The sequence below is a fragment of the Nocardia otitidiscaviarum genome, assembly GCF_007362295.1.
Taxonomy (GTDB): domain Bacteria; phylum Actinomycetota; class Actinomycetes; order Mycobacteriales; family Mycobacteriaceae; genus Nocardia; species Nocardia otitidiscaviarum.
This window is the reverse complement of the sequence record NZ_CP041695.1, coordinates 5242321-5264013: the sequence shown is the minus strand read 5'-3', so window position 1 is coordinate 5264013 and position 21693 is coordinate 5242321. Positions and strand designations below refer to the sequence as shown.

20 protein-coding genes are annotated in these 21693 nt (G+C 68.1%); 13 read left to right on the top strand and 7 right to left on the bottom strand.

Features of this window, described 5'->3' with window-relative positions; all coding sequences use genetic code 11:
• Positions 1-24: 24 nt before the first annotated feature.
• Positions 25-825: a helix-turn-helix domain-containing protein gene (locus FOH10_RS23565; RefSeq protein WP_143982363.1), complete on the bottom strand. Its 801-nt coding sequence runs from the start codon at positions 823-825 to the stop codon at positions 25-27.
• Positions 826-885: 60 nt separating this feature from the next.
• On the opposite strand from FOH10_RS23565, the gene FOH10_RS23560 reads away from it, so the two are divergent.
• The gene (locus FOH10_RS23560; RefSeq protein WP_143982362.1) at positions 886-1287 is read left to right on the top strand and encodes a DUF3224 domain-containing protein; all 402 of its coding nucleotides are present in this window, start codon (positions 886-888) and stop codon (positions 1285-1287) included.
• On the opposite strand, the gene FOH10_RS23555 is transcribed toward FOH10_RS23560, so the two are convergent.
• Positions 1284-1808: an SLOG cluster 4 domain-containing protein gene (locus FOH10_RS23555; RefSeq protein WP_143982361.1), complete on the bottom strand. Its 525-nt coding sequence runs from the start codon at positions 1806-1808 to the stop codon at positions 1284-1286. The two genes, FOH10_RS23560 and FOH10_RS23555, sit on opposite strands and share 4 nt — an antisense overlap.
• 131 nt (positions 1809-1939) lie before the next feature.
• Here FOH10_RS23555 and FOH10_RS23550 point away from each other — a divergent pair, with 131 nt between their 5' ends.
• The 3 genes from FOH10_RS23550 (at position 1940) to FOH10_RS23540 (ending at position 6146) form a co-directional block, all read left to right on the top strand.
• Complete coding sequence (locus FOH10_RS23550) at positions 1940-3688, top strand: HNH endonuclease signature motif containing protein (RefSeq protein ID WP_143982360.1); 1749 nt, start codon at positions 1940-1942, stop codon at positions 3686-3688.
• Between the two features lie 673 nt (positions 3689-4361).
• A complete protein-coding gene (locus FOH10_RS23545; protein WP_143982359.1) occupies positions 4362-5057 on the top strand; it encodes a hypothetical protein in 696 nt (231 codons plus the stop codon).
• A 75-nt stretch (positions 5058-5132) separates the two neighbouring features.
• Complete coding sequence (locus FOH10_RS23540) at positions 5133-6146, top strand: alpha/beta hydrolase (RefSeq protein WP_244961346.1); 1014 nt, start codon at positions 5133-5135, stop codon at positions 6144-6146.
• A gap of 9 nt (positions 6147-6155) precedes the next feature.
• Here the strand turns inward: FOH10_RS23540 and FOH10_RS23535 are convergent, their stop codons facing one another.
• From FOH10_RS23535 to FOH10_RS23525, 3 genes are all read right to left on the bottom strand, one after another.
• Positions 6156-7376 carry a DUF6545 domain-containing protein gene (locus FOH10_RS23535; RefSeq protein ID WP_143982357.1) on the bottom strand — a complete coding sequence of 407 codons (1221 nt, stop codon included), beginning with the start codon at positions 7374-7376 and terminating at the stop codon, positions 6156-6158.
• A 3-nt stretch (positions 7377-7379) separates the two neighbouring features.
• Complete coding sequence (locus tag FOH10_RS23530; protein WP_143982356.1) at positions 7380-7922, bottom strand: regulator; 543 nt, start codon at positions 7920-7922, stop codon at positions 7380-7382.
• Positions 7923-8043: 121 nt separating this feature from the next.
• Positions 8044-8637, bottom strand: coding sequence for a hypothetical protein (locus FOH10_RS23525; protein ID WP_143982355.1), 594 nt, complete (start codon positions 8635-8637; stop codon positions 8044-8046).
• Between the two features lie 259 nt (positions 8638-8896).
• On the opposite strand from FOH10_RS23525, the gene FOH10_RS23520 reads away from it, so the two are divergent.
• Complete coding sequence (locus FOH10_RS23520; RefSeq protein WP_039818795.1) at positions 8897-9616, top strand: response regulator transcription factor; 720 nt, start codon at positions 8897-8899, stop codon at positions 9614-9616.
• 5 nt (positions 9617-9621) lie between these two features.
• On the opposite strand, the gene FOH10_RS23515 is transcribed toward FOH10_RS23520, so the two are convergent.
• Both FOH10_RS23515 and FOH10_RS23510 read right to left on the bottom strand, forming a co-directional pair.
• Positions 9622-10908: a glutamate synthase-related protein gene (locus FOH10_RS23515; RefSeq protein ID WP_143982354.1), complete on the bottom strand. Its 1287-nt coding sequence runs from the start codon at positions 10906-10908 to the stop codon at positions 9622-9624.
• Entirely contained in the window at positions 10905-11825 is a 921-nt protein-coding gene (locus FOH10_RS23510; protein ID WP_228814615.1) for an asparagine synthetase A, read from the bottom strand. Before FOH10_RS23510 ends, FOH10_RS23515 begins: the two co-directional genes overlap by 4 nt.
• A gap of 321 nt (positions 11826-12146) precedes the next feature.
• On the opposite strand from FOH10_RS23510, the gene FOH10_RS23505 reads away from it, so the two are divergent.
• The 8 genes from FOH10_RS23505 (at position 12147) to FOH10_RS23470 (ending at position 21610) form a co-directional block, all read left to right on the top strand.
• A complete protein-coding gene (locus FOH10_RS23505) occupies positions 12147-13265 on the top strand; it encodes an LLM class flavin-dependent oxidoreductase (RefSeq protein WP_143982353.1) in 1119 nt (372 codons plus the stop codon).
• The gene (locus FOH10_RS23500) at positions 13262-14509 is read left to right on the top strand and encodes an MFS transporter (protein WP_143982352.1); all 1248 of its coding nucleotides are present in this window, start codon (positions 13262-13264) and stop codon (positions 14507-14509) included. The genes FOH10_RS23505 and FOH10_RS23500 overlap by 4 nt, the downstream gene beginning before the upstream one ends.
• The gene (locus FOH10_RS23495) at positions 14506-14994 is read left to right on the top strand and encodes a cobalamin B12-binding domain-containing protein (protein ID WP_143982351.1); all 489 of its coding nucleotides are present in this window, start codon (positions 14506-14508) and stop codon (positions 14992-14994) included. Before FOH10_RS23500 ends, FOH10_RS23495 begins: the two co-directional genes overlap by 4 nt.
• A complete protein-coding gene (locus FOH10_RS23490; RefSeq protein ID WP_143982350.1) occupies positions 14994-16223 on the top strand; it encodes an ATP-grasp domain-containing protein in 1230 nt (409 codons plus the stop codon). Before FOH10_RS23495 ends, FOH10_RS23490 begins: the two co-directional genes overlap by 1 nt.
• Entirely contained in the window at positions 16220-17704 is a 1485-nt protein-coding gene (locus FOH10_RS23485) for a hypothetical protein (RefSeq protein ID WP_143982349.1), read from the top strand. Before FOH10_RS23490 ends, FOH10_RS23485 begins: the two co-directional genes overlap by 4 nt.
• Position 17705: 1 nt before the next feature.
• The gene (locus tag FOH10_RS23480; protein WP_143982348.1) at positions 17706-18971 is read left to right on the top strand and encodes a methylaspartate mutase; all 1266 of its coding nucleotides are present in this window, start codon (positions 17706-17708) and stop codon (positions 18969-18971) included.
• Complete coding sequence (locus FOH10_RS23475) at positions 18968-20215, top strand: ATP-grasp domain-containing protein (protein WP_143982347.1); 1248 nt, start codon at positions 18968-18970, stop codon at positions 20213-20215. Before FOH10_RS23480 ends, FOH10_RS23475 begins: the two co-directional genes overlap by 4 nt.
• A gap of 90 nt (positions 20216-20305) precedes the next feature.
• A complete protein-coding gene (locus FOH10_RS23470; RefSeq protein WP_143982346.1) occupies positions 20306-21610 on the top strand; it encodes a cytochrome P450 in 1305 nt (434 codons plus the stop codon).
• The last annotated feature ends 83 nt before the right edge of the window (positions 21611-21693 follow it).

The following is a 21693-nucleotide window of genomic DNA, read 5'->3' as shown; positions in this document are numbered from 1 at the left end:
TCGGTCGGCCAGCACACACCACCCTTACCGCACACCGCCGCGATAGGTGGCGGGCGGGCGGCCGACCACCGTCTTGAAGTCGCGGGCGAAGTGCGCCTGATCGGCGTAACCGAGTTCGGCGGCGAGGGCGGCCAGATCCCGGTAGCCCTCGTGCAGGCGCTGGGCGGCCTCGTGCAGGCGGTAGCGCTGGATGACCCACTTCGGGGAGACCCCAGCATGGTCACGAAACAGCTTCTGCAAGTGGCGTTTTCCGAGACCGAAGCGCTGTGTGAGGTCGTCGACGCGCACGATCGTGCGATCGGTGAGGATCGCGTCCACGATCTCGTTGAGCAGTGCGGTACAGCCGGATTCGCTGTCACACCGTTGGCGAACGAAGTCTTCCGCGAATCCGCACCGCACGCGGGTGTCGGATTCCGCGCTGATGCGCGCGGCGAGTCGATCGGCATCCGACCCGAACAGGTCGGAACCGGGCACCACCCGATCGGAGAGATCGGCGACGGGTCGGTCGATCAAGGTGCGAAATCCCGCCGGGCGGAAGGTGGTTCCGAAGATATCGCCCCGGCCGGACAGCTTCTGCGCGTACTTGCCGCGCAGCACGCCGTGCACCCGGCACCGCGCGTCCTCGACGACCAGCACCACCGCCGGACTCGGGAGCACCTCCACGTCGAACGGCTCGCGCCCGCGCAGATCCCAGCGGACCGACCAGTGATGCGCCACGATGTGGGCCAGGTCCTCGGATACCGGAACGAAGCCCTCGCGATACACGCCGGCCCCCGCCCGCGGGTCGAGGAGGCCGCGCGGTGGGCTGTCGGCGGTCCAATCCATGGTGCCCCGCGTTCGCGTTTGTTCAAGACCGGGATACCCCCTCGACCTTAGCGTCGAGTCATGAACGACACGACCGCCACCGGCACCATCGAATCGAAGTCCTGGGAACAGACCGAGTTCGCGTCCGCCGACGGAGCCCCGGCCCTGGGCGTCGCCACCGGCCACGACCGCTACAGCGGCGACATCGTCGGCGACGCGGAATGGCGCGGCATCACCTATAGCGCCGCCGACGGCAGCGGCGGCTTCGACAGCCTGCAACGCATGCACTGCACCCTGGCGGGCCGCGCCGGCACCTTCGTCCTCCGCATGACCGGCACGTTCGACGCCACCGGCGATTCCCGGGCCGACTGGTCCGTCCTACCCGGTTCCGGCACCGGAGACCTCACCGGCCTCACCGGTACCGGCGGCTACGACTCCACCGATGGTGCCAACACCTACCGTCTCACCTACCGTTTCACCTAGCCGACACCACCCGCGGCGTCCCCGTCGGCACCGGACACCGATGGCGGCAGGCAGGACAAGGCGGTCGCAACGGCCGCCGCCGGCGTGCGCACCTCGATCCCCGCGTCGAGCGGTCGCCCGTCGGCATCGTGCACCCGCCATCCCCCGACGCTGATCACGGGCACGCCACCCCGCCTGCGGGCGAGGGCCACCTCCGACAGCGTCCCCCACGATCCGCCGACCACGATCACCGCATCGGCCGACCACACGATCACCGCATTCCGTGCCTCGCCCATATTCGTGTACAGCACCGCCGAGAGGCCGTCACAGACTTGCTCCCGATCGGTATCGGGACGCACGCCGATCACCAACCCGCCAGCGCGGGAAGCGCCTTCGGCGACCGCGGCCATAACGCCGGTGCCGCCGCCGCACAGCACCGTCGCCCCGGCTTCCGCCAGCAGGCGGCCGATCTCGCGGGCATTGTCGGCGTCGGTCGGCGTGCAGTCCCGAGGACCGCACACCGCAACCTGAATCGAGGGCATGTTCATCCGTCCTTCGCGTCGCTGATTCCGGTATTCCGTAATGGAAGAACGGGGCAAATCGGATCTGAAGATATGCAGTTCAGACGGCTTATTCCATTCTGCCGCAATGTGTTTCGCGATAGAATAAGGGCATGAATTCGGAGGGGGAAATCCAGCAGCGTGATCCCGCGCTCGCCATGTTGGCGACCGCGATCGACACGCTGTCGGCCGAGGACCTGACCGGATTCACCGACACCGAATTCGCCGCCCGCATCCAGGGATTGGAAGCGTGTCGCCGTCGCCTCGAAACGGTGGGGCATCGGCACGTGATCGAGATCAACGACCGCCGGTTGTGGACCACCACCGGGTCGGTGGGGTTGTACCGGTATCTGGTGGAGACTCTGCGCCTGGCCAAGGCCGACGCCGTCGCCCGGGTGAAGGGTGCCGCGCAGTTGGGGGTGATGACCAGTGCCTACGGCGAGAAGTGCGAACCCCGTTTGCCCGCTACGGCGGCCGCGCAGGCCGAGGGGGTGATCTCGGGGGATCATGCGCGGGCGGTGATGCGGGTGATGGACCGCATCCCCGACGCGGTCGACACCGAACACCGCGCGGTCGCCGAGGAACACCTCGCCGACGCCGCCCGGGCCGGGACGCCGGAGATGGTGGGCAAGGTCGGTGACCGCATCCTGGGCTACCTCGACCCCGACGGGACACTCACCACCGCGAAGGACCGCGCCCGGGTGCGGGCGGCCACCTTCGGAGAGCAGCGTGTGGATGGGATGAGCCCGTTCCAGGGGTGTTTCGATCCGGAGTTGCGGGCGATGGTCGATACCGTGTTCGCGAAGTGGGCGCGGCCGGGCATGTGCATGCCCGACGACCCCGACAGCCCCCAACTCGGGACGCACGATCCTGACGGGTTCGATCCGAACCGGTTGGCGGCCGCGGTCGGGCGTGATGTGCGGTCTGCGGCGCAGCGGCGGCACGACGCGTTGAAAGCGTTCCTGTCCGCCAGTGGCCCGGCCAGCCTGGGTGGGCATCGTGGGTTGCCGGTGTCGATCGTGTTGACGATGTCGGTCACCGACCTGGTCCGGGGTGCGGGGGTGGCGCGGGCGGCGTCGGGGACGACGATCCCGGTGCGGGAGGCGTGGCGGATGGCGCAGGGCTCGATCCCGCTGTTGCTGCTCTTCGACGAAACTCAAGGTAAGGCCCTGTATTTGGGGGAGGGGGCAAGGATCGCGTCGCAGTGGCAGCGGTTGGCCGCCATCGCCCGCGATCGTGGCTGTACCCACCCGGACTGTTCGGCGCCGGCGACGATGTGCGCGATGCATCACCTGATCCCGTGGGCGGCAGGCGGTCCGACCGATATCGACAACCTCACGTTGGTGTGCGATGCCCATCATGCGCAGATCACCGCCGGCCCGGATGATCCGAGCGGGTGGGCCACCCACCGTGTTCCGGCTGGTGGCGCGGATGCGGGGCGGACGGCGTTCTGCCCGCCGACCTCGGTGGATCCACAGCGTAGACCGCGGGTGAACCGGTTCCATCACCCCGAACAAGTACTGGCCGAGAGCGTGAAACGCCGCCGCGCCCGACTGCTGGCCGACCGCGCGGCCGTATCCGGGCATGGCGTCGGCCGCGCGGGTGAATCCCGCCGTGGCCGGGAGCCTCACTCCGCGCGCGAGCCGCACTGCCGCGAATCCCTGCACCGCGAATCCGGTGGTGGTCACGAGCTCGGACACCGCGAACCCAGTGGCAGTCGCGAGCTCGGACACCACGAGTCCGGTGGCAGTCGCGAGCTCGGGGACAGCGAATCCAGTGGCAGTCGCGAGTCCAGGCATCGCGAAACCGGTCACGGCCGCGAGTCTCATCGTCCCCGCGAACCTCACCGGGCCCGCGAATAGCGCCGTCCCGGCACAACCCCGGTTCGATAATCATCCAGCAGCGCGCGCCGCGCGACGAAAGCCCTTGTCGCGCGGGGTATTCGCTGCGGCACCCAGCGACTTCGTGCTACCCGAGCATCGACGCAGCCGCAGAGGTGCCTCCTGGTGGCGTAAGCATCGCACCGCGTCTGCGATGACTCGCCGCTCCCATCGCGTCCGCGACACACCACCGCCCCCTCGGGACGCACCCGAGTGCTTCACCGCGTCCCTCGCGAGGGAGCCATCCCACCGCCACACTCGCCAGCGCACCCGCCGCATCCAGCACCATCCGCCGTATCTCGAAACCGGACCACAGCCAGTCCGGCGGCCGGAACCGAGCCCACGACCCCCAACCTGGCGTCAGCGACAGTCAGGTAAGGCACACGACGCAACCACACTTCCAATCTTTTGATCTCTGCCGCAACCGCTCCTGTCACGGTCACCGCACCAGGCGAATGGTGAGCAACGCAGCCTGGAATGCCACCCCGGATATCTGAAACATTCATAGTTCTAATTGGGCCGATTCCTGGACGAGAGACCAGTTAACTGTGTTAACTTGGCCGCCGGGTGACCACCGTCGCCTCGGGGCCGTCCGCAGGGTCCTGTTGCTATTGCCTTGTCCCGGAGCATCTTTCGGGGCACAACAAGGAGAAGTATGTTCCGAACCACGAGGATGACCGCACTCACGGCGTCCACCGCGCTCGTCTTTGCGGGACTGAGCGCCGCCACCGGTATCGCCACGGCGGACGGGGGCTGCGAGGTGCGCAGCTATCAGACCAAGAAGGACGTCAGCACCGTGGGGATCACCCATACCTACGAGAAGATCGCCAGCGCCGAGAGCATCGGCATCGGCACCACGGTGACCTACGACGTGAAGATCGGCACCACCGGCATCGGCAACCCGTACGTCAACACCATCACCGACTTCCCGCCCGCGGGCTTCGGCGCGCCGGTGAAGGTCGCCGTCACCGCGTACCACGCGGGCCGGGGCCAGCAGACCGAGGATGTGACCGCCACCCCGAACGCGGGCGGCTGGAAGGTCACCAGTACCGGCTGGTTCGTCAACTCCGGCAATCCGGTGACCCTGCACATCACCTATCCGGTGCCGGACGACCTGCGCGCGGGCCAGCAGATCACCAGCGGCGGTGTGGGTGTCGCGGGCACGGTCGGCGTGAGCAACGAGATGCCGAATCTGACCGCGTGTTTCACCGCGCGCGGCGCCAACCCGGGTGAGACCGTGCTCGGCAGCCTCGACGACAACGGCCTCGGATCCAACGACGGCCAGCTCAGCTCGACCGGCTCGTTCAGCGACGTGCTGGCCGAGACGCTGCGCAAGTTCCTGGGCAGCTGACGGTCCGCAGTGCGGCCGCTCGCCCCGATCATGGGGCGGGCGGCGTCCGTCGTACGAGCGATGATGGGTGAACGAATGCGCGAGAGAAGATTGTCGATACTGGTGGCGATCGGCTGCCTCCTGGTCGCCGCGGGACTGTCCGGCGCGTCCGGCACGGCCGCGGCCGACCCCGACGCAGCCGACCCCGCCACGGCCGAACTGGTGTTCACCGACCGGGCGGGACAGCGGCAGCAGATCATGCACGTCTACTCACCGTCCATGGCCCGCGTCATCACTCTGCACGTGATCACCGCGTTCGACACCAGCGCGCCACGGCCGACGCTGTACCTGCTCAATGGCGCCGGCGGCGGTGAGGACCGCGCGAACTGGCATCGGCAAACCGATATCGTGCAGTTTCTCGCCGACAAGAACGTCAATGTGGTGACCCCGATCGGCGGCGCGTTCTCCTACTACACCGACTGGTACGCGGACGATCCCGAGATCGGCCGACACCGGTGGACGACCTTCCTCACTCGCGAACTGCCACCCGTCATCGACGCCGCCCTGGGCACCACCGGCGTCAATGCCATTGCGGGCGTCTCCATGTCGGCCACGTCGGCGCTCAATCTCGCGATCGCCGCCCCCGACCTGTACCGAGCGGTGGCGTCCTACAGCGGTTGCGCCTCCACCAGCGACGCCATCAGCCGCACCTACATCGAACTCGTCCTCGCCCGCGCCGACGCCGACGTCCGCAATATGTGGGGTGAGCCCGGCGACCCCGCCTGGCTGCGCCACGACGCGGTGCTCAATGCCGACAAGCTGCGCGGCAAAACCATCTACATCTCCAGCGCGACCGGACTGCCCGGCCGCGAGGACACGCTCGCCAATCCGCTGGTGGCCGGCGAACCGACCACCCTGGCGAATCAGATCGTGCTCGGGGGCATGATCGAAGCCGCGACGAACCTGTGCACCCACCGGCTGGCGGGCCGCCTGGCCGAGCTGGGCATCCCCGCCACGGTCGAATTCCAGCCCGCCGGAACGCATTCCTGGATGTACTGGCAGGACGCCTTCCACCGCTCCTGGCCGATTCTGGAGGCCGCGTTGCGGTGACCGTCCGCGTCACCCACCACCCACGCTGACCCGACCGGCCACCACCGGATGCGCGTAATCGGGTGCGAGGGCGAGTGATCTGGCGGGCTGCCAGAGTCGGCGCAGGGTGCGTTCGTTGGGGACGTCGGCCCAGTACGCGGTCGGCTCGCCCGGCGGTTCCCCACCGTGGTCCGCGAGGTAGCGGGCCGCCAGGACCAGTTCGGCGACCAGCCGCATATCCTCCTGGTCGGCTTCGGCGACGACGGTGTCGATCAGCTCGTCGACGGCATCGGGAAGCGGCCGGACGTAGCGGGCGACGATTTCCGCCGCGTCGTGAATCTCCATGCGGCGGCGGTGCAATCGCTCGCGGGGGGATCCGTGCCAGCTGTCGGCCCACTTCAGCCGGAACACCACCTGCGGCGCGGCGGCTGTCAGGTCCCGCCAGATCGGGGACAGGCGGCGTACGGTGCGCGACTCCTGGTCCAGCCGTAGCAGCCGCAGCACGGCCTGTGCCGAGGTGGGGATGAAGACGACCACCACGGCGGCGTACACGAACAGTCCGGCTTCGCCCGAGGCGAGTTCACCGGCCACCCGGGTGTAAGTGAGGTGGAAGGCATTGTCGACGCCGGCGAGATCCAGGACCCCGGCGGCCGCGATCGTGCCCAGCGGGAGCAGGGTGGCCAATCCCAGACCGACCATGGCGGCCACCGTGATTCGCTCCCACCAGGTGGTTGTCCGCCACAGCGCGCCCTTGTACAGCAGGATGAAGTAATAGGACGTGATCACGGCGGGCAGCCCCGTGTACAACCCGAAGTAGACCGCGAACTGCCAGCCGCCGTGGTTCGCGATGGACGGCAGACCCTGTGCGCGCGCCGGGTGGCTGAGGATCAGGAAGGCCAACCCCACGAGCGCCGACAGCCCGATCACGATGCGGAAGCGGTAACGGTAGCGGGTCGGCCCGTACTCGTGCAGCAGCGCCATCCCCAGCCCGCACGCCCAGGACAGCAGGGTCAGCCAGTGCCAGGCGTCGAAGACGGTGGGCAGGCCGCCGGGCACGACTGCGGCCAGATTGCGGGCGACGACCGGCTCCCGCAGTACGGCCGCCGAGGCATTGAGCGCGATCACCGTATTGGTGAGATGGCCGAAAATGCTCGCGTGCCTGGTCAGGGCGACTCGGATGATGGTGATGAGGACGATGAACGCCGTCGCCGACGCGGTGGCCCAGAGGGGCATGTGGTCGTGCGGCCACATGCGCTACATCTCTTTCAGCATCGGGTCCCGGCGCGGCCCGTCGGTGCGGGCGTGGGAGCCGATCAGGGTGGCGAACAATTCCGCTTCGTACTCCTCGTTGGAGGCGTAGCTGGAGATGCCGCGGGCGGCCCGGACCGTGGCGGGGTCGATATCGCCGACGGTCTCTTTCAGCGTCGCCCATTCCGTCGCGGAGATCGGCCGGTCCTGCCCATGGCCGAGCAGCATATGGCCGATCTCGTGCAGCACCACGTGGGTCTCCACGGTGGAGTCGGGGGAGGGCCGTAGGAAGATGGCGTCGTATTCCTTGCACGCCAGCCACAGTCCGCACAGTCCCACTGGCGCGGTGGGCGGCAGCGGCAGCCGCGCGATGCGGCGTCCGCGCATGCGCTCGACTGCGGCGATGAACTCCTCGATCGTCCAATCCGGGGGCAATTCGAGGTCGTCGACCATGGCCCGCAGTCGCGCCCGGGTGGAGATCTTGCTCCGGTCGGGCCGCCACGGCCACGGGAATGGCTTGCGCCAGAACAGGTTCAGTATGCCGCTCAATTGGAGTTCCTGTCCCGAGCCTTCGGACATCCGATCTTGTTCACCGCGCACGGCGGCGCGGACAATCACAGTCGACCACAACCCGGCGTTCCGCGCAATCGATCGGAAGTCGTTATGGTGGCTAGGTTTTCGACGTGTCGTCCGGGGTCGACTCGTCCGAGGCTCGGGTGGGTTTGGCGACATCTTGCAGTGCCTGTAGTAGCTGGTCGATCGCTGTCTTGGGGAAGATCAGCTGGTAACCGTCGGTGTGGCTGCGTGCCCGCTTCAATTCGATGCCCAGCCGGTCGAGTTCGGTCACGAGGTCCACGACGGAGCGGTGCTTGCGTGCCAGATTCTGCAGGGCGTTCACGCCGCTCTCGACATCGTCCGCGTCATCGGTCATGGGTGCGGCGGGTGGCTCGTCGACGGGCATTCCGAGCGTGCCGCCGTGGTGCAGGGCCGCCGTCGCGCTGCCGGGCGGCAGTCCCAGGGCCTCGAGCGCTCGGTTGTATTTGGCCTCCGATGTGGCGCTGATGGTGTCGACCTGCCCGCTCTCGATCCGAGATTGCACATTCCGGGTAGGACCTCCCAGTTCGTGGATGTGCTGATGTGTGATCAGCTCATCGGGAAGATTGCGTTGCCGAAACGCCTTCAGCTGCCGTCCGAACCGCTGTCCAGCGGACTCGACGACTTTCTCGCGCTGCGCGCTCTCGCCGACGCCCAATTCGTCGCCCATGAGCAGGCATTGTAGCACCCACATGTGCAGAGCTGGGCATGACGTCCCATCGCTGAGAAGCGTACCTAGTCGATCGAGGGTCGGCAACGTGATTTGACCTTGAATCTGCCCACGCTTTCGGGCGCCTGACGGCGGGATGCGATGTTAACGAATCTGCTGTGTGCACGATGCACACCGATGTGTTGACATGAGTATTCATGGTCGCTAAATTGCACTCGAAGGGGCGGGTTCGGGCGCCAATGCGAGGTGGGCAGCGATCATGTGGAAGTTCGGCACGATCGGAGAGACTCCCGACGGAATCACCTTCGGCGGAGTCGGGTTGCGCGAATCCGGCGCGGCGCGACCTCGGACACTCCTGGTTGCCTCCGATTCGCCGTTCGCGCGAACGGATTTCGAGGATGCGGTCGCGGCCAGCGAAGGCTTCGTGCTGGCGGGCACCTGTTCCTGGCGCGAGGTCGCCGACCGGGCCGGGCACTGGCGGCCCGACGTGGTCGCCGTGGACGCCTCGGTCGCCTACGTAGCGGGTCTGGCCGAGACGGTGGCCCAGCTGCGCGGCCTGGCGCATGCGCCCATGATCACGCTCCTGGTCGAGCACGGCGCGGCCAAGGCCGATATCGACCAGGTCGACGCGGTGGTGGCCACCGATCGCGGCGCGGCCGCGGTCTTGGAGGTGCTGGAGGTGCTGATCTCCGGGGCGGTGCTGGCACTGATGCCGCAACCGGACCGGGTGCATGCCGACGCGGCCGCGGATTACGAGGTGCAGCGCCGCCTGGCCGCCATGACCAAGCGGGAACGGGAGATCCTGGAGCTGGTCGTCGACGGCCTGTCCAATCGAGAGATCGGCTCCCGGCTCTACATCAGCCCGGAGACGGTCAAGGAGTATGTCAGCCGCATTCTCACCAAGCTCGATGTGACCAGCCGGATCGAGGCCGCGGTGGCCGCCGTCCGTGCCGAACAACTCGCCTGCGGCGACCGCTAGCGGGGCTATCGGTCGCCCCGGGGCGACTCGGGCAGCCAGACGTCCTCGGCCGCCAGGTCCGCGATCCGGTACTTGCCGAGGGCGCTGACCAGCAGTCGCAATTCCAGTTCCAGTGCGGCGAGCAGATTGCGCAGTCCGTGCTCGAGGTCCTCGTCGGCGGCGACCAGCGCCGCCCGACCGAGGCCGGTGGCACTGGCGCCGAGTGCCAGGCACTTCACCACCCGGGTGCCCTCCCAGCAGCGGCCGGACACCAGCAGGTCGCCACGGCGATCGCCGATCCGGCGCAGGCATTCGGCCAGGGGCAGGCCCACATTCTCCAGGAATCCAATTGGGGCCCAGCCGGTTCCGGCTTCGGCCCCGTCGACGGTCACCGCGTCCGCACCCGCCGTCCACGCCACCTCCGCCGCGGCGGCCACATCCCGCGACGGCGGCAGCTTCACCCATACGCGGCACCGTGGAAAGTTGTTGCGCATCAAGCGAATCTGATGGCGCAGGATCTCCGGGGTGAACGTGCCGGGGGTGGCGCAGCGCAGGACCGGGCCGGTGCCGTCCGCGCTATCGGGGTCGATTTCCACCATGTCGTACCACGCCGCCAGCCGCGCGGCATGGCGCCGGGGCACGAGGGTCATACCGCCGAGACCGGGCTTGGCGCCCTGCCCCACCTTCAGCTCGAAGGCGAGTCGGCCGGTGGCCAGCAGCGGCTCGGCCGCCGGGTCGCTGTACACCAGATTCCACACCTCGGCGTCGGCGTCCTCGGTGCTCTGCTGAACGATCACGCCACCGATGTCGTCGGCGGCCGTCTTGGCGTACTCGTTGAGCCTGCGCAGCAGCGACCCCTGTGACTCGCGCGGCCCCGGCGATTCCGGCGTCAACCGGCCGTAACCGGATACCGGAACGATGTTCTCGCCGATCACCATCGGTATGCCGGATGCGGCGGCCTGCCGCGCCAGCGCGACGCCGAGATCGCCCTCCACCACGGCGGTCGAGCCGAATGCCGAGACATAGACCGGAAGCTCGGTGCGCAGGCCGCCGATCGTGGTGGTCAGGTCGACATCACCGGCGAGTGGTTCCCGTCCCAGCTCGAACAACCGCTCCTCCCGCAGGGGGACGAAGACCGGTGGCACCACACGGATCCGGTCGATCGCGTCCGGGGCTTCCGGCATCGGGTGCTCGCCCTGACCGAACAGGGTCGAGCCGTACCGGGTGCGATCGGGGAATACCGCGCCCGCCGCCGACCGGGCGCGGGCGCGCACCTCCCGTTCCGGGAATCCCGGAGCTGTCAGGGCGCTCATGGTCGCGGGACTCCCGGCAGCTTCGGGTAGGCAGTGGCCTGCCAGACGGCGTCGGAGCCGCAGAGGAAGCGGGTGAACCGTTCCACTCCGAGGCCGAATCCCGCACTGGGCGGCAGTCCTTCGCGCGCCAGTGTGAGATACCACTCGTACTTGGCCGGGTTCTCCCCGGTTTCGCGAATTCGGGTCAGCAGGGTCCGGTAGTCCGACTCGCGCTCACTGCCGCTCATCATCTCCCCGAAGCCGCCGGGGAAGATCAGGTCGAAATTGCGGAGCACGCCGGGCGAGTCCGGATCCTCCCGGTCGTAGAAGCCCCGCGATCCCTTCGGGTAGTCGGTGACGAAGAACGGGCGGGTCGCGGCCGCCGAGACGAGTTCCTCACCGGCCCATTCGATCTCGGTGTGGTCCGGCTGGTCGTAGCCGAGGTCGCGTAGTTCGCGCACCGCCTCGGTATGGCGCTTGCGGCCGTAGGGACCCGCGAGGACCTGGTTCAGCTGTTCGACGTCGCGGCCGAGTTCTCGCAGCTCGTGTTTGGCATTGCTGAGCACGTACTCCACCACGTGGGTCGTCATGCGTTCGGCGACATCCATCGCGTCGTCCCGGGAGCCGCCGGCGATCTCCACGTCCAGTTGGTGGAATTCGACCAGATGGCGATGTGTCACCGCGGTGTCGAGCGGCTCCAGCCGCACATTGGGGGCCACGTGGAAGATTTTGTCGAAGGCGAGCAGGGATGCCTGTTTGTAGAGAATTCCGCTGGTCATCAGCTTGTATCGATGACCGTAGTAGTCGATGTCGACCTGCTTCGCGCCGCGGGACCCGGGATCGGTCACCGGGCCGATGATCGGCGGCAGCAGTTCGGTGAAACCCTCGGCGGTCAGGAATTCCCGCGCGGCCGCCTGGAATGCCGACTGGACGGTCAACGTCGCAATGGTCCGCGGTGAGGTGAGATGCGCACGTGTCGACGGGAGTGCGGATACCGTCGATTCGGTCGATTCAGTGGGCAAGTCCGGTCCGTTCAATAGTGGTGAAGGTTGATCGGATAATTGGATCGATACCGAAAAGAATTGTGTGGACGAAGCCCATTATCGAGTGTCGGAAGAAGTCTGTCCATCACCCGTTCGGGGGGATTTCGGCCATCGGGAGAAGTGTGAAACAGCTGGTTGACACCGGTCGTAACACGCGATTAATCTCGATCGGGAAGCTGTATTGATCAATTCCGAGACCGAAATGAATCTCGATAAATGAATTCTGATCGTATGGAGTTCGCCCCGATTTCCGCGGCGCGAAACCATGATTCCGGAGAATTGCGATTCCACTGGTGTGCCCCGGCGGACAGTGGACAGCAGTCGGCCACCGAGAAGTATCGGGTCGGCGAACTCGACTTCGACGGGATGGTGGCGTTCGCGCAGGAAGCCGACCGGCTCGGCGTCGACTCCCTGCTCATGGGCATCGCCCACTACATGCCCGATCCGCTGCCGCTGATCGGTGCGCTGGTCCGGGAGACGCGCGATGTCACCTTCATCCTCGCCTACCGGCCCGGACTGCTGTCGCCGACGCTGTTCACGCAGGTGGTGAACACCATCTCGTGGATGTCGGACGGCCGCATCGCGCTGAATCTGGTGGCCGGGATCTCGCCCGTGGAGCAGGCGTACTACGGCGACTTCGTGGCTCATGACGGACGCTACGCCCGCACCCAGGAGTTCCTGCAGATCTGCCACCGGTTCTGGAACGGCGAGTCGCCGCTGACCCACGAGGGTGATCACTACGCCATCAGGGAGGCCGAACTCGGCCTGGGTTACCAGGGCAAGGGCAGACCGGAGATCTACCTCAGCGGTGCCTCGGAGATCGCCAAGGAGACCGCGACCATGTACGCGGACTGCTGGCTGCGCTACGGCGACACCCCCGAGGGCATCGAGGCCGCGGCTCGGCCGGTGCTGGACAAGGGCACCCGGGTCGGCATTCGCATGCACGTCCTGGCCCGTGCCACCCGCGAGCAGGCGCTCGCCGATCTCGCTGCCATGCAGGAGAATCCGGATCAGGCGCATCGGGCATGGGTCGAGAAGTTCGTCGCCGCGTCGGATTCCGAGGCCGTCAAGACGTCCTTCCGGCTCGCCGCGCAGGCCGACGACGACTGGCTGTCCCCGATGATCTACTCCGGTTTCGTGCCGTATCGGGGCGGTCCCGCGCTCTGCGTGGTGGGCAGCTACCGGGAGGTCGCCGACTACCTCTATTCCTACCGCGCGGCCGGTGTCGGCGAGTTCATCTTCTCCGGCTGGCCGACCCGCGACGAGATGCGGATCTTCTATACCCATGTGCTGCCGCTCATCCGGGAACGGGAACGCGGCGGAGGGCCGGCGTGAACTCAGGGGCGAGTGTCCGACAGCGTGCGCTGTTCGCCTCCGGGGTCCTGCTGGGCCTGGTGGCCGAACAGGTGATCCTGTTCGCGGTGCCGCTGCTGATCTTCCAGGACACCGGTGAGGTCTCCACCCTCGGTTTCGCGTTCGCGCTGGAATGGCTGCCCGGCCTGCTCGCCTACCCCTTCGCGGGCCTGCTCGCGGACCGCGACGGCGGCGCGCGATTGTTCGCCCGGGTTTCGCTGCTGCGCGCGCTCATCCTGCTCACGGTGCTGCTGGTATGCCTCGCCGAGCCCGGCGCGGCGACGGTCGCCCTGATGGCGGGCGGTGCGTGTCTGTCGGTCTGCATGGCGCCCATCCGGATGTCGATCGAGAAGATGGTGCCGCAGCTGGCGCCGCCGTCGCAGGTCGCGGCGGTGCAGTCGCTGGTCCAGAATATGGAGCTGCTGGCCATGGCGCTCGGCCCCGCGCTGGCGACCGTGGCCGCGCTCTTCCTGGGCAAGCTGTGGCTGCTACTGGTCGCCGCCGCTGCCTTCGCGATCGCCGCGGCGACCTGGCTGCCGCTGCCCCGCCCGCGCCGCGAACCCGCGGTGCGCCAGGCGGCGCGGGCGGTGCTCGCCGAACTGGCCATCGGCTGGCGGCTGCTGGTGAGCATCCGTCCGGTGCTGCTGCTCGGCGTGCTGAACTTCGCCATCAATCTGGTGGTGGGTGTGCTGCTGGCGGCGAACGCGGCACTGATCACCGATGTGTTCCGGGCCCCCGATTCGGCGTACGGTCTGCTCAACACCGCGGTCGGGATCATGGGGCTGCTCAACCTGCTGCTGATTCCGATACTGTTGCGGCGCTTCGGCATCGGTCTCGTCGGCGTGACGGGTTTCGCGCTGATCTGCGCCGCCCTGCTGGTCGCCGCCTTCGCGCCGTCCTATCTCGTCTACGCTCCCGCCTTCGTCGCGGTGATCGTCGGAGCCGCGCTCTACAACGTCTACAACCGCACCCAGCGCCTCAAGGTGATCCCCGGCGAGCACCTCGGCAAGGTGATGGGGCCGTTCTATCTGCTCAACCTGGTGTCCTATCCGATCGCGGGACTCATGATCGGCGGGGTGGGCGCCAGCGTCGGCCCCCAGCGGCTCGTGCTGTGGCTCAGCGCTCTGCTGTGCCTGTTCGGCGCCGTCCTGCTGCCGCTCACCATGGCCGCCTTCCGCAAGGCGCTGCAACCCCGCGAGATCGCAACCGTGGAGGTCGAGGCATGAACAGTCGCTTTCGGTGCGTGCTGTGCACCGTCGAATCCGATTCCCACCTCTGGAATCTGGTCTATCTGCACAAGTTGCTCGAGGAATACGGCGCGTGCGTGCGCAATCTGGGCACCTGCACGCCGATCGGTGTGGTCACCCGCGCCCTGCGCGAGGACCGGCCCGATCTGTTGGTCGTATCGAGTGTCAACGGGCACGGCTTCCACGGCGCGCGCGTGCTGCTGTCGGCCGTCCGGTCCGACGGGCTGGCCGTGCCGTGCGTGGTCGGCGGCAAGCTGACGACCGCGGTGTCCGATGACGACCGGGTCCGTCGTGATCTGTTGGCGGCGGGCTACCTGGACGTCTTCACCGGCGACGACGCCATCGACCGCTTTCGCGTGCTGCTGGATTTCGATATCGCGCAGGGGTTCTCGTCCTGGCACGCCGAGCCCGCCGTCGCCACGCCCTGGGACGGCGAGCAGATCACCACACCGGAGGTGCACTGATGCACATCGTCATCGTCAACAAGTGGCCGCGCTTCAGCGACGGGGTGCGCTGGGACAACGAGCTCACCCGCTACGAGGAGTTCATCGACCACGACGCCCACCGGGTGAGCTACGTGGTCGACGGTCCCGGCGCCGACGGCGTGCTGGCCCACCCCGAGCGAATCGCCTGCCGGATAACGGTTTCCGATGTGAACGACGTGACCGAACTGGGGGCCGCCGTCGCGGATGTCATCGAGCGGGTGGGTCCGGTGGATCTGCTGATCGCGCTCTCGGAATTCACGCTGGAGACCGCGGCTCGGGTGCGGGAGCGGTTCGCGATTCCCGGGCCGACGGTCGACGAGGTCGCCGTGTACCGGGACAAGGTGCGGATGAAGCAGGTGGTGGCGGCGGCGGGCCTGCTCGTACCCCGCTTCGCCCGGTGCGAGCGGGCCCGGTCTTTCGCGGCGGAGTGCGGATATCCGTTGATCCTCAAGCCGATCGACTCCGCCGCCAGTATCGGCGTGCTGCGGGTGGACGACGCGGCCGAACTGGAAACCGCACTGGCGACCGTCGATTCGTCCCGCTACGAGGTCGAGGAATTCATCGCGGGCGACATCTACCATGTCGACGGTTTCGCCGACGACGACTCCCGGATCACCTTCCAGGCGACCGCCCGCTACATCAACGACTGCCTGTCGTTCACCGGCGGCACGCCGCTCGGCTCGGTGCTGCTCGGTCCGTCGCCGCGGCGCACCCTGCTGGAGGAGTTCTCCCGACGGGTCGTCGCCGCCTTGCGCCTGCGCCGGTTGCCTTTCCACCTCGAGATCTTCCTGCCTCCGGACGGCGCTCCGGTATTCCTGGAGATCGGCGGCCGGGTGGGCGGTGCCGAGGTGCCGCACCTGATCAACAAGGCATTCGGCGTCAATCTCTACGAACTGTGGCTGCGCGCGCTCGTGGGTGAGCCGGTCGCCACACCGCCCGCACCCACCGACACCTCCGGGGGCTGGCTGGTCGTGCCGAAGCCGGCCGAGCACTCCGAACGGGTGGTCCGGGCCGGATCCATGCGGGACCAGGTGCCGATCGTCTGGCGCGAACTCCTGCCCGAGGCCGGACAGGTGCTCGCACCGGGCGGCTCCTACGACGCGCTGCACCGCGGGCGTTTCATTCTGCTGCACGACGACGAGCACGTCGTCGAGGCGGGCATCCACAAGATCATCGAGAACTTCGACTTCGAGGCGGAACCGCTGTGAACGAGCAACAGGCCCACGACGATCGGGCACGGTACGAGCGGCTGATCGCCTTCCTCACCCCGGCCGAGCGGGACGGCGTGGCGGCGGTCGGCGATACGCTGCTCGAGGCCGCGGGCGGCCCGGACCGGATCGCCGACTACAAGGTCATGGTGGCCTACGGCGGCGGCAAGGACAGCACCTATGTGGTCGCGTTCGTGCGGGCCGTGCAGCTGCGGCTGCGGCTGGTGCACGGCACGACTTTCGCTGTCCGCGTGGCGAATATGCGTCATGCCGGGGTGCCGCGCGCGGTGATGGAGAACATCGAGCGAGTGTACGCGGCGCTGGGGCTGCTCGACGACGACCGCGCCGAACTGCTCACCGTCGACCACACCGAGGTCCGCCGCTTCGACGTCGATCTTCCGCTGCCCGCGCAACTGGTGGCGGTCAACCGGCTCGACGTGCTGATGAACGGGCACCGGTCGGCCGGTGACGGCCGCCCCACCTTCTGCAACAGCTGCAATCTCGCGGTCGCCGACTTCTACGGTCGGGCGGTCTGGTGGGGCGGCGGCGTGGACGCCGTGATGACCGGTGATTCGCGGCGTGAGCAGATGCTCTACGCGGCGTGGATCAGGCGTCTGGCGGAGGGGATCGGCATCGATGTGCGCCGCCACGGCATGACCTTCCAGGATCTGCTGATCGCCCTGCGCGGCATCGGTGACGCCTACTTCCGTGAGCTGTTCGGCGACGGCTCGCCGGAGGTGGCGGCCCGCGCGGTCGCGGTGGGCGATCGTGCGGTGCAGCCCGCCTTCGTCTCCATCTACGACCTGGTCAGCTACCGGGTGGACGACCACTGGGATCTGGTCGTCGACTTCCTCGGCTTCCGCTTCGACGACCTCGCCTTCAGCTTCACCGAATCCGATTGCGCCAACCCGACTCTCATGGCCCACCTGCGCGGCCTGCGGGCCGAGTACGTCGAGGGCCGGACCTACGCGGCGGGTATCGCGGAGTACCTGGAGTTCGCCGAGACGGTGATGCGCAAGAAGGAGATGCCCGACCGCCTCATCCGGCTGGCGCTGGAACGCTACGACTCGCCGGAGCGAATCGCCGAGCGGCGCGCGCTGGCCGACGCCTACGCCGAACGCGCCTTCGGGCTCCGCCCGGACACGCTCGTCACCATGGTGTTCTCGCCGTTCACCGATGCGGCCGCGCGGCTGGCGGACTTCGTGGAACGCTGCCATCCGCAGTGGCGCGACGAGCTGCCCGCACTGCTCGCCACGCTGCGCGGTGACACCACGGATGCGCGGTGTGTCGCCTGGCTGCACGAGATCTCGGGATTGTCCATCGCTCACCTGCGCACGCTCTACCGCAGTTCGCTGGTGGACTTCGCGGCCGGTGACACGGTGATGGCGCGGGTGCGCGCGGGCGATCCGCACAAGGCGCGGGTGCGCACCGTGGATCCGGACTCGGGCCGCCCGACGCTCGAGCTGATCTCGGGCCGGTGACGTGAGCGGATATCTGGACCGCTTCGTGGCGGACCGGGCCGGTGTGGGACCGGTGGTCCAGCCGCGCATGGGCTTCGGCACGGTGTCGACCATGCGATCGGGGCTGGCCCGGGTCGCCGCCCTGGACTATCCGGTCGTCGGCACGCTGACCCTGGACAGCTACACCCGCGTCGGCGACTACACGACCCCATTGCAACGGCTGGCCGCCGGAGAGGAACTGAACGGGTATCCGATCGTCTCCCATCCGGTCGAGCGCACGGCCGCCGTGCTCGCCGGGCTGTACGGTCCCGCCTTCCCGGTCCAGGTGCGGCACGGCACCGCGCTGCCGCTCGGCGTCTTCCGGCGGCTGGTCGAGCTCGGGCTGGACGCGACCGAGGGCGGTCCGGTCTCCTACTGCCTGCCCTACAGCAGAGTGCCGCTGCGCCAAGCGGTTCGGGCGTGGGCGGTCAGCTGCCGGTTCCTCGCCGACCACACCGAACGCGGCCATATCGAGAGTTTCGGGGGCTGTCTGCTCGGCCAGCTCTGCCCGCCCTCGCTGCTGGTGGCGATGGGTGTACTGGAGGGCTGCTTCTTCCGGCGACACGGGCTGCGCCACATGTCGTTCAGCTACGCGCAGGGGACGTCGGCCGCACAGGATCGCGGCGCCCTGCGCGCGCTGCGCGCCCTCGCCGCGACCTATCTGGGCGATGTGACCTGGCATGTGGTGCTCTACACCTACATGGGGCTGTTTCCGCGTACACCGGACGGCGCGGAACTGCTGATCCGCGACAGCGCGCGGCTGGCCCGCGATGCCGGGTGCGAACGGCTGATCGTGAAAACGGTGTCGGAGGCGTGGCAGATCCCGTCCATCGCCGAGAACGTGGCGGCGCTGCGCCTCGCCGCCACGGAGATCCGGCGACCGTCCCCGACCGAGGACACGGAGAGCGGAGACGACGCCTATTTCGAGGAGATCCTCGACGAGGCGCGGACCCTCATCGACGCCGTGCTCGACCTCGCCCCCGATGTCGGGGACGCGCTGGTCGAGGCATTCGCGTCCGGTCTGCTCGATGTGCCCTACTGCCTGCACACCGACAATGCGGGCGCGGCCACCTGCGTCATCGACGATCGAGGCGCACTGCGGTGGGGTGCGCTGGGTCGGCTGCCGCTGCCCCGCACCACCGCCGCCGACGCCTCCGGCCGACTCGGATCCGACCGGCTCTACGCCATGCTCGAGCATGTCGCGAACCGCTACGACAGCCCCCTGATCCCTCCGAGGGGAAACCCATGACCCATCGACGCCAACCCGCCGCCGTGGTGCTGGTGGACGCACTGTCCACCGGGGCGCTGCTGGTGCCCCGGGTGCGGAACCGCTGTCGGCTGATCCACATCCGCTCGCGGGCCGATCTGCCCGCCGTCTTCGCGGCCAGCCTGCCGGTCACCCAGTTCGACGCGGACATCTGCTACGCCGACGGGGCCGACGAGGTCTTGCGCGTACTCGCCGAGGAGAATCCGATCGCGGTCATCGCGGCCAGCGAATTCGGCGTCGAGGTGGCCGACGAGATCGCCGCGAAACTGGGTCTGCGGGGCAATGATCCGCACCGCTCCCGGGTGCGGCGCGACAAGTTCCACATGCTCGAGGCCGTCGCCGCCGCCGGGCTGCGCACCGCCGCGCAGACCCGCGGCACCACGGCGGCGGAGCTGCTGGCCTGGCGGCGCGCCAGCGGCCTGCGGCGCACCGTGATCAAGCCACTGGACAGCGCCGGATCCGAGGACGTCTTCGTCGCCGATACCGACGCGCAGGTGAGTGCCGCGGTGGCCGCCATTCTGGGCAAGACGAATCTGATGCTGCGCACCAATGAGGCTGTCCTGGCCCAGGAGTACCTGGTCGGCCAGGAGTACGTCGTCAACTCGGTCAGCCGCGACGGCGTGCACCGGATCACCGACGCCTGGGCCAGTCACAAGGCGACCGTGGACGACGAGCGTCGCATCTACGACCACGAGGATCTGCTGGCTCCGTCGGAGCCGCACGCGGCGGAGATCTTCGCCTACGTCCGCGGTGTGCTCGACGCGCTCGGTGTGGCCAACGGGCCCGCGCACACCGAGCTGATCCGCACCGCCGAGGGGCCGGTGCTGTTGGAGACCGGGGCGCGGCTGTCCGGTCTGGCCGAGCCGCGCGCGCTCGACCGCTGCACCGGGGTGAATCAGGTGGACCTGACCGTGGACTGCTTTCTGGACGACGGTCGGGTGCTGGCGGCGCAGCCGCCGGTGTACGTCCGTCGCGAGCGGGCGCGCTGTGTGAACCTCATCGCCCGTCGGGCGACGCCGCTGCCCGCGGCCGCCCTGCGCGCCGCGCTCGAACGTCTCCCGGCCTTCCAGAGCGTGCGATTCCGGATCCGCGACCGGGCGATGACCAGGCCGACGGTCGACCTGAATTCCTCTCCGGGGGTGGTGTTTCTGGTGCACTCCGAGGCCGCCGAGATCGAACGGTCGTATCACGAGCTCCGGCGAACCGAACGCGAGTTCCTGTCGTGACGTCGGTACGGCGCACGCCCACCCGATCGGGGGGATGTGTCCGCCGCTGCGACGGTCCTACGATTCTCCAAAGCATGGGCAGGTGAGAAAATGACACTGCAATACTGGTTGCGCTGGTTGTCACTGCAGGGGGCGCCGCGGCTGGTGCTGCGCGTGCAGACGATGCGCGGCGACACCTTCGCCAAAATGATGGGACCGCAGGGGATCTCGGATCCGCACCCGTTCATCGAGCACATCCGGGCGCAGGGCAGGCTGGTGAAGACTCCGCTGCCCTGGGCGACCTGTGACTATGAGCTGGCTCGAATGATTCTGCGGGACAGCAGGTTCGGCGTCCGCAGCTCCGCTCGCATCAAGATTCCGGCGATACTGCAGAAGTTCGCGAATCGCGTTCCACCACCGGCGAATCCGGCCGACCCACCGGCCATGCTGCGGTTGAATCCACCGGAGCACACCAAGATGCGCAAGCCGGTGGTCTCGGCGTTCACCCCGCGCGCCGTCGGCAGGCTGCGCGATCGGGTGGAGACCGTCACCGAGGAACTGCTCGACGCCCTGCCCTCCGGCGGCTCGGTCGACCTGGTCGAGACCTTCGCCTCGCGCGTGCCCATCGCGATCATCTTCGAGATTCTCGGCATGCCGGACTCCGACCAGGACAAGTTCCTGTTCTGGGGCGAGGAGATGACGCCGATGCTGGATGTCGGCATCTCCTGGCCCCGGTACCACCGGGCCATGCGCGCGGCGCAGGAGTTGAACGACTACCTGGACCAGCACATCGATCGACTGCGGCGGGAACCGGGCGAGGACATCCTCAGCACTATGATCGCCAGCGGCGAATTGGATCATTACGCGCTCAAGGCCAATGCCAGCATCATCATCGGCGCCGGTTTCGAGACCACGGCCAATTTGATCGCCAGCGCCATCACCCTGCTGCTGCGACATCCCGAACAGTTGGACCGATTGCGCGCGGAACCGGAGCTGTGGCCCAATGCGGTCGAGGAGGTTTTGCGCTATGAGCCGCCGGTATTCATCACGGCTCGCCAGGCGCTCACCGATGTCGAATTGGCGGGGGTGCCGTTGCATACGGGCGATATGATCATGCTGTCCCTGGCCGGAGCCAATCGCGACCCCGCGGTATTCGACGATCCGCAGCGATTCGATATCACCCGTCCGAATGCCAAAGAGCACTTGGCGTTCAGCAGTGGCGTCCATTCCTGCTTCGGTGCCAATCTGGCCCGAATGGAGGCGGCGTACGCACTGCGGGCGCTGTTCGAGCGCTTTCCCGATATGCGGGCGGCCGCGCCGCCGCGGCTGCGCCAGCAGCTCACATTCCGTGGCTATGGGAACGTGCCGGTCCGACTCGGGCGGCGCGCTGATTCCACTCGATCCGTCGCCGGCTGAATATATTTCCCACGGCCGCTGATATGCAATCCACCCGGCATGGCATTCCACCCGGCCGGGGGGATGTGGACGAAAAGTAATTC

What these genes read in the sequence shown, in the direction of transcription:
- FOH10_RS23515 (WP_143982354.1), bottom strand. Translation starts at nt 10,908, where the DNA reads ATGAGCGCCCTGACAGCTCCGGGATTCCCGGAACGGGAGGTGCGCGCC.
- FOH10_RS23490 (WP_143982350.1), top strand. Translation starts at nt 14,994, where the DNA reads ATGCACATCGTCATCGTCAACAAGTGGCCGCGCTTCAGCGACGGGGTG.
- FOH10_RS23495 (WP_143982351.1), top strand. Translation starts at nt 14,506, where the DNA reads ATGAACAGTCGCTTTCGGTGCGTGCTGTGCACCGTCGAATCCGATTCC.
- FOH10_RS23560 (WP_143982362.1), top strand. Translation starts at nt 886, where the DNA reads ATGAACGACACGACCGCCACCGGCACCATCGAATCGAAGTCCTGGGAA.
- FOH10_RS23525 (WP_143982355.1), bottom strand. Translation starts at nt 8,637, where the DNA reads ATGGGCGACGAATTGGGCGTCGGCGAGAGCGCGCAGCGCGAGAAAGTC.
- FOH10_RS23540 (WP_244961346.1), top strand. Translation starts at nt 5,133, where the DNA reads ATGCGCGAGAGAAGATTGTCGATACTGGTGGCGATCGGCTGCCTCCTG.
- FOH10_RS23555 (WP_143982361.1), bottom strand. Translation starts at nt 1,808, where the DNA reads ATGCCCTCGATTCAGGTTGCGGTGTGCGGTCCTCGGGACTGCACGCCG.
- FOH10_RS23505 (WP_143982353.1), top strand. Translation starts at nt 12,147, where the DNA reads ATGAATTCTGATCGTATGGAGTTCGCCCCGATTTCCGCGGCGCGAAAC.
- FOH10_RS23550 (WP_143982360.1), top strand. Translation starts at nt 1,940, where the DNA reads ATGAATTCGGAGGGGGAAATCCAGCAGCGTGATCCCGCGCTCGCCATG.
- FOH10_RS23565 (WP_143982363.1), bottom strand. Translation starts at nt 825, where the DNA reads ATGGATTGGACCGCCGACAGCCCACCGCGCGGCCTCCTCGACCCGCGG.
- FOH10_RS23475 (WP_143982347.1), top strand. Translation starts at nt 18,968, where the DNA reads ATGACCCATCGACGCCAACCCGCCGCCGTGGTGCTGGTGGACGCACTG.
- FOH10_RS23470 (WP_143982346.1), top strand. Translation starts at nt 20,306, where the DNA reads ATGACACTGCAATACTGGTTGCGCTGGTTGTCACTGCAGGGGGCGCCG.
- FOH10_RS23535 (WP_143982357.1), bottom strand. Translation starts at nt 7,376, where the DNA reads ATGTGGCCGCACGACCACATGCCCCTCTGGGCCACCGCGTCGGCGACG.
- FOH10_RS23545 (WP_143982359.1), top strand. Translation starts at nt 4,362, where the DNA reads ATGTTCCGAACCACGAGGATGACCGCACTCACGGCGTCCACCGCGCTC.
- FOH10_RS23520 (WP_039818795.1), top strand. Translation starts at nt 8,897, where the DNA reads ATGTGGAAGTTCGGCACGATCGGAGAGACTCCCGACGGAATCACCTTC.